This window comes from Corynebacterium sp. MSK019, assembly GCF_030232425.1.
GTDB classification, from domain to species: domain Bacteria; phylum Actinomycetota; class Actinomycetes; order Mycobacteriales; family Mycobacteriaceae; genus Corynebacterium; species Corynebacterium jeikeium_D.
In genome coordinates this window covers 1-6,337 of the sequence record NZ_JASPJT010000025.1, presented here as the reverse complement: position 1 = coordinate 6,337, position 6,337 = coordinate 1, and the positions used below count along the sequence as shown (strand labels likewise).

Genomic DNA, 6,337 nt, shown 5'->3' with positions numbered 1-6,337 from the left:
AACCTCGGCATCCAAAAAGGCTGGATCAAATAACCGCAACACGCCCGGAAAAGACACACTTTTCTTTACTTAACCCCCGCTTTACGACGGGCACCTCTCCCCACCGCACTCAGGCAATCAGGGCCGATTAAATGCAAAACCCCCGAGGCTCCTACTTAAAGGAACCACCGGGGGTTTTATTGGCGGTGACGGAGGGATTTGAACCCTCGGTACGGGGTTACCGCACAAAGCATTTCGAGTGCTTCACCTTCGGCCGCTCGGACACGTCACCGCTAGAAAACGTTACAGGTAGCCCCTTTATCTACCAAATCCCCAGGTCAGAGCGCCTAGGCCTCCGCCAAGCCGTACGCGCTGCACTACACCCTGCGCCACCCCAAGCCCCGTCAACCCTCCACCGCGCTATTCGGGGTGGCCAACGCCCGCTGAGATATGAAGGAATAGTCTGTAGCTTGAAATCTAGAAACTTAAACACAGAAGTACAGCCACACAGAAAGGGTTCTCCCTCATGATTCGTTCCGCCATCATCGGCTACGGCAATTTGGGCCGCAGCGTCGAAAAGGTCATCGCTGACCAGCCGGACATGGAACTCGTCGGCGTTTTCTCCCGTCGCGATTCGCTGGACACTGAGGCCCGCGTACTCCCGGCGGCGGATGTCGAAAAGTACAAGGATGAGGTAGACGTACTGTTCGTGTGCCTCGGCTCGGCCACCGATGTCCCGGAGCAGGCTCCTGAGCTGGCAAAGAACTTTACGACGGTCGACACCTACGACAACCACCACGAGATTCCGAAGCACCGTGCGGCCATGGACGCCGCCGCCCGCGAAGGTGACAACATCGCCATGATCTCGACCGGCTGGGATCCGGGCCTGTTCTCCCTGAACCGCGTCCTGGGCGCTGCTATCCTGCCGGGCGCAGACCAGATGACCTTCTGGGGACCGGGTCTGTCGCAGGGCCACTCCGATGCCGTGCGTCGTGTGCCGGGAGTGAAGAAGGGTGTCCAGTACACCAAGCCGAACCCGGAAGCTATCGAGGCCGTGAAGAAGGGCGAGGGCGCAGACCTGAAGGGCAACGAATGCCACCTGCGCCACTGCTTCGTCGTCGCTGAAGAGACCGGCAACGCCGACGAGGACGCCAAGCTCAAGGAGCAGATCCGCGAAACCATCGTGACCATGCCGGATTACTTTGCCCCTTACGAGACCATCGTGGACTTCATCTCCGAGGAGGAGTTCGACCGCGACCACCAGGGCATGCCGCACGGTGGCCAGGTCATTACCCGCGGCCAGGCCGGTACCTCCGGTCACGTCATCGAGTTCGGCCTCGACCTGGAGCGCAACCCCGACTTCACCGCAGCTGTCCAGGTTGCCTACGGTCGCGCTGCCTACCGCCTGAAGCAGGCCGGCGAGACCGGTGCCCGTACCGTCTTCGAGATCGCCCCGTACCTACTGTCCGCCGAACCACTGGATGACCTGGTGGCCCAGAAGCTGTAACCAGCCCCCACGCTGGCAGCCGGCCATCGAAACACAAAGAACCCCAACCACCTCCGCATATCAAAAGCGGAAATGGTTGGGGTTGTCTCTTCCCGAGAGCTAAAAGCTTTACTTGTCAGTCAGCTTGCCCAGGGTCTCAGTAGCCTTGTCCTTCAGGTCCTCAGCACCCTGCTTGACCTTGGACGCAGCCTGCTCGCCCTTGCCCTGGTTTGCCAGGTCGTCGTTGCCAACGGCGTCGCCAGCAGCTTCCTTAACCTTGCCGCCCAACTCGTCGGCCTTGTTCTGCAGCTCGCTCATTATGTAAGCCTCCTACGTAAACGACTTATCTAGTTTCTATAGAGCCACCGTCTAGCAGCCCCACTACTTCCGACGGTACGTGAAAATGAAGGCTCGTCACGGCCACAGCGGGAATTGTGACCTAACTGTGACTCCACTCACGCTTCCGACTGCCGTTGCCGTTCGAAGAATTCCCGCAGGTAAACGGAGCATTCGTCGGCAAGCACACCCCCGCGCACCTGCGGCGTGAAGGCGTGGGCGGGATCTCGGATGACATCGGCGATAGAGCCGCACGCGCCGGTCTTGGGCGACCACGCGCCGAAGACCACGCGCCCCACGCGCCCCATGACGCACGCGCCGGCGCACATCACGCACGGCTCCAGCGTCACGACCAACGTGCACTGCTCCAGCCGCCAACCGTCACCAACAGCGCGGGTGGCCTCGCGCAACGCAATGACTTCGGCGTGGGCAAGCGGGTCACCATCAGCTTCCCGACGGTTCGAGCCCCGGCCCACAACCTTGCCCTCGGCATCCACGACCACGGCTCCCACCGGCACATCCCCGGGTGCCGTGTGAGCAGCTTCGGCAATAGCCAGGCGCATCCACTCTTCGTCGAGAATGTCCTGTTTTCGACGGGGTAGCGCGCTTGGCCGACCAGCTGGCTGGCTGGCCGCAAGCGCGCTTGGCCGCTCGGTCAGGTGACCTTTGTCAGGGTTAGTCGTCATAGGGGTCGTAGTCGTCATCGTCGCCGTCGTAATCCAGGTCGGCGACATCGGCTAGCTCCTCGGCACACCCCAACTCCTCAGCGATGGCCAGAAGCTGCTCGGACGCCCACAGCGACTGATCGTCACAGATGGACTCCAGGGCTTCCTCCGAACAGCCCAGGTCAGCGAGGATATCCATGTCCCCCTCAGCCCAGGCATCGACATCGTCGAGCTCGTCCTCGTCGAGGTCGGGGATATCCAGATCCAGCTCGTCGAACACATCTGCCGCAATGTCATCGGTCACGGCAGCGGTAGCGTCGGAAAGCACTACGCGCAGCGACCCAACTCCCTGGCGCACGAGAATGAAGTAGTCGTCGTCGATATTGAGCATTCCGACAGCAGCGCGTTCCGAACGCAGATTGCGCAGCGCCTGTGCGGCGTCAGCGAGCGAATCGGTGGCGTCGTCCCCGAGGTCGACGACGCGCCAACCGCGCTCCCCCATAGTTACGGCAACCGCGAAGGAGCGGTCGTCATCGGAGGTGTACCCTCCGGAAAAGGTCGTGCTCATAACCCACAACGCTAGTCGCTGTATGTCATGCTTGTCAGGTGAGCAATTTCGAGTCCCCCTCCCCTGCTTCGTCCTCCCTGTCAGCTGCACAACTACCCGCGGTATGCATCCTCGGTTTGGGCCTCATCGGTGGCTCCATGATGCGCGATCTGCGGGCTCATAATGTCGAATGCTTCGGTTGGAATCGCTCGTCCGCGACGGTCAAGGAAGCCACGAAGGAGGGATTCGACGCCAGTACAGATCTTCAAGCCACGCTCGAACGCGCGGAGGCCAGCCGCGCGCTCATCGTAATCGGCACCCCCATGACAGTCGTCGGCACGATGCTCGACGCCATCAACGAGCACGCCCCCAGCTGTGGCATCACGGATGTGGTCTCCGTGAAGGCGGCCGTCGCCGCCGAGGTCTCCGCTCGCGGGATGGAGGAACGCTTCGTCGGCGCGCACCCAATGGCGGGGTCCGCGCAGGCAGGCTGGTCCGCCACACTCGAAGGGCTTTTCGACGGCGCCCCCTGGGTCATCACCTACGACCTGGCAGCCGCTGCCGACGCTGCGGGCGAGCCCGTCCCGGAGCGGTGGATTGAAGTCTTTTCGCAGGTCGCCAACTTGGGAGCAGCTCTTGGCAGTCAGCTCATTCCAGCGCTGAGCGATCACCACGATGCCAGCGTCGCCCGCATCTCCCACATGCCACACCTGGCGGCCTACGCAATTGCCGCCGCCGGTGAAGCCGGTGGCCCCCTGGCCATTTCGCTTGCAGCCGGCTCTTTCCGCGACTGCACCCGCGTCGCCGCCGCTGCTCCCGACATGGTCATGTCCTGGTGTGAGAACAACACCGAACCCGTGCTCGCCGCGCTTGACGACGTCATCGAGCGCCTCACCGCCGCGCGCACCCAGTTGGCCACCGAGGGAACCGCTATGGACCTGGCCAAAACCGGTCAGATTGCCCGTGTCCGCTACGAGGCCCGTCCTGCTCACCGCCCGATTTTCCGACTGCGCGTCGGCGAGGGCGGCTGGATCAACCAGTTGAAGTTGGCCGAAAGCGTCGGCGGACAGATAGATGTGTTCTAGTGTGGAACTATGTTTTCCCCCGAGCTGCACACCAGCCTCGCAGGCATCACTGTCGTCAACTTCGCCATTAACGTACCGGGACCACTGGCCGCTCAGCAGTTGGGCCAGCTAGGCGCCCGGGTGATTAAGGTCGAACCACCCACAGGCGACCCGCTCGCTTCCTTCGGCCGCTCCTGGTATGAAGCTATGTCCGCAGGTCACGAGATTATCCAGGCGGATCTGAAGAGCAATGAGGGTCGCGCACAGCTGAGCTCGCTGATCGATGAGGCCGATGTGGTCATCACCTCGGTTCGCCCCTCCGCGCTGGAACGCATGGGGCTGGCGGGCCTCCACGAGCGCCCGAATGGGCCGGTACATATCGACATTGTCGGTGATACCGAAGCTCCAGAAACACCTGGCCATGACCTGACCTACCAGGCGGAGGCCGGAACTCTCACGCCCCCGGCCATGCCGCCAGTGCTGTTGGGCGACATCCTGGGTGCACACTTTGCGGTCACCGCTGCCCTTGCCGGGTTGATTAAGCGGGCGGGTGCGGGTGCAGACGTCGTAAAGCAGCCTGGACTGCACTGTCGCATTGGCCTGAAGCAGGCGGGCGAGGCCGGTGCCGCGCCGCTGAAGTACGGCATGACGGCGCCCGGCGGACTACTCGGTGGCGGCCTGTGGACGTACGGCCTCTACCCCAGCGCCGACGGCTACGTGGCCGTGGCAGCGCTGGAGCCGCACTTTGCCGCCGCCCTGACCGAGGCCACACGCGCGAGCAACCGCGAGGAGCTTGCGGATTTCCTCCGCGAGCGCACCAACGCCGAAATCATGCAGCTTGCCAGCGAAAAGTCGCTGCCGCTGGCTGCAGTGAAGTAAGCGGGTCAGTTTAAGGCCGCGCGCCTCGGGGGTCGGGGCCTGGAGCCTTACGCGGTCAACCCCGCGGCCTCTGCGGTGAGCTCCACCGAACGCAGCCGGTCAGGAACCTTCAGCGATTGATGAGCCACAATCAGCTCATCCGCCGTCGAGTACTCACCGAACTGCGCAATCTGCTCACGCACCTGCGCCACCGTGCCGACTGCCGTGTGACGGAACATATTCTGCACCTGGCGCCCCTGCGGAGTATCCATCAGAACCTCCGCCTCATCGTCAGTGAGGTGATGCCCACCGCGACTCAGGAACCGCCTGACCATGTTCCTGCGGGTAGCGAAGTACTGCTGCTGCGCGTCCTCTTCGCTTTCCGACGCAATCACATTCATGGCCGCAAATGCGTACGGCTTATCCAGCTGCCCAGAAGGCTGGAACTGCTCGCGGTAGACCGCGATGGCATCGCGAAGCGCGTCCGGAGCGAAGTGCGAAGCAAACGCGTACGGCAAACCGAGCGCCGCCGCGAGCTGAGCACCAAAGAGCGAAGAGCCCAGGATGTACAGCGGCACATGGGTGCCGCGGCCCGGAATCGCGTTGATGCCCTTGATCAGCGACTCGTCGGAGAGGTAACCGCGCAGCTCCTGCACATCCTGCGGGAAGGAATCGGACGAACGCGGGTCACGCCGCAGGGCGCGCATAGTGGCCTGGTCCGTGCCCGGGGCACGACCAAGCCCCAGCTCGATGCGATCCGGGTACAGATTCGCGAGCGTGCCGAACTGTTCCGCGACCGTCAGCGGTGCATGATTCGGCAGCATGACGCCGCCGGAGCCGAGGGTGATGCTCTCGGTTTTTGCAGCCACGGCTGCGATAAGAACTGCCGGCGACGAGGACGCGATGGAGTTCATATTGTGGTGCTCTGCGTACCAAATACGCTGATAACCAGCCTTTTCCGCTGTCTGCGCCAAATCGATGGAGCCCTGTAGGGCGTCGGCGTGGGACTGCCCCGAGGCTACGGTAGCGAGGTCAAGAATGGACTCAGTACGAATCATGGTTCCACAGTCTAGACCGTTAGTCGGATATTGCGAGTTTGAGATGCTTCGAATATTGAGGCGCTGGGGTTTGGGGTTTTGGGGATTCGGGTGCGGGTGGCTCGTGGGTGGATCGTGGGCGGCTTGCGGGTGGACGGGCTCATGGGTGGCTCGTGGGCGGTATTCACTTGTCGATGAGGTATTCACATATCGATGAGCTATAGCCTGGCCACAAGTGAATAGCTCATCGATATGAGCGCAGGCAGAGCCAATACCGCGCGCATAAGTGGGTTAAGTAAAGAAAAGTGTGTCCGCATGCCACCATAACCCCAGACCACACACCACAAATCACCAAAGAATAGCTC

Annotated in this window: 7 protein-coding genes and 1 tRNA gene; 3 read left to right on the top strand and 5 right to left on the bottom strand. The window is 62.3% G+C overall.

Annotated elements, in window-relative coordinates; translation table 11 throughout:
- Window positions 1–180: 180 nt before the first annotated feature.
- Window positions 181–271, bottom strand: a tRNA-Ser gene (locus QP982_RS10580).
- Between the two features lie 234 nt (window positions 272–505).
- On the opposite strand from QP982_RS10580, the gene QP982_RS10575 reads away from it, so the two are divergent.
- On the top strand, window positions 506–1,486 hold the full coding sequence (locus tag QP982_RS10575; RefSeq protein WP_070603636.1) for a diaminopimelate dehydrogenase: 981 nt from the start codon (window positions 506–508) through the stop codon (window positions 1,484–1,486).
- 108 nt (window positions 1,487–1,594) lie between these two features.
- Here the strand turns inward: QP982_RS10575 and QP982_RS10570 are convergent, their stop codons facing one another.
- The 3 genes from QP982_RS10570 to QP982_RS10560 form a co-directional block, all read right to left on the bottom strand.
- Window positions 1,595–1,783: a CsbD family protein gene (locus QP982_RS10570; protein ID WP_005510930.1), complete on the bottom strand. Its 189-nt coding sequence runs from the start codon at window positions 1,781–1,783 to the stop codon at window positions 1,595–1,597.
- A 137-nt stretch (window positions 1,784–1,920) separates the two neighbouring features.
- Entirely contained in the window at window positions 1,921–2,487 is a 567-nt protein-coding gene (gene tadA / locus QP982_RS10565; RefSeq protein ID WP_502870643.1) for a tRNA adenosine(34) deaminase TadA, read from the bottom strand.
- Window positions 2,477–3,034, bottom strand: a complete 558-nt coding sequence (locus tag QP982_RS10560; RefSeq protein WP_005510946.1) for a tRNA adenosine deaminase-associated protein — start codon at window positions 3,032–3,034, stop codon at window positions 2,477–2,479. The genes tadA and QP982_RS10560 overlap by 11 nt, the downstream gene beginning before the upstream one ends.
- Window positions 3,035–3,072: 38 nt before the next feature.
- On the opposite strand from QP982_RS10560, the gene QP982_RS10555 reads away from it, so the two are divergent.
- Both QP982_RS10555 and QP982_RS10550 read left to right on the top strand, forming a co-directional pair.
- Window positions 3,073–4,098, top strand: coding sequence for a prephenate dehydrogenase (locus QP982_RS10555; protein ID WP_070429198.1), 1,026 nt, complete (start codon window positions 3,073–3,075; stop codon window positions 4,096–4,098).
- Window positions 4,099–4,107: 9 nt separating this feature from the next.
- Complete coding sequence (locus QP982_RS10550) at window positions 4,108–4,956, top strand: CoA transferase (RefSeq protein ID WP_284870537.1); 849 nt, start codon at window positions 4,108–4,110, stop codon at window positions 4,954–4,956.
- Window positions 4,957–5,003: 47 nt separating this feature from the next.
- On the opposite strand, the gene QP982_RS10545 is transcribed toward QP982_RS10550, so the two are convergent.
- Window positions 5,004–5,993: an LLM class flavin-dependent oxidoreductase gene (locus QP982_RS10545; protein ID WP_048732152.1), complete on the bottom strand. Its 990-nt coding sequence runs from the start codon at window positions 5,991–5,993 to the stop codon at window positions 5,004–5,006.
- Window positions 5,994–6,337: the final 344 nt, after the last annotated feature.

Coding starts and splice junctions, on each gene's coding strand:
- QP982_RS10575 (WP_070603636.1), top strand. CDS start 506: ATGATTCGTTCCGCCATCATCGGCTACGGCAATTTGGGCCGCAGCGTC.
- QP982_RS10570 (WP_005510930.1), bottom strand. CDS start 1,783: ATGAGCGAGCTGCAGAACAAGGCCGACGAGTTGGGCGGCAAGGTTAAG.
- tadA (WP_502870643.1), bottom strand. CDS start 2,487: ATGACGACTAACCCTGACAAAGGTCACCTGACCGAGCGGCCAAGCGCG.
- QP982_RS10560 (WP_005510946.1), bottom strand. CDS start 3,034: ATGAGCACGACCTTTTCCGGAGGGTACACCTCCGATGACGACCGCTCC.
- QP982_RS10550 (WP_284870537.1), top strand. CDS start 4,108: ATGTTTTCCCCCGAGCTGCACACCAGCCTCGCAGGCATCACTGTCGTC.
- QP982_RS10545 (WP_048732152.1), bottom strand. CDS start 5,993: ATGATTCGTACTGAGTCCATTCTTGACCTCGCTACCGTAGCCTCGGGG.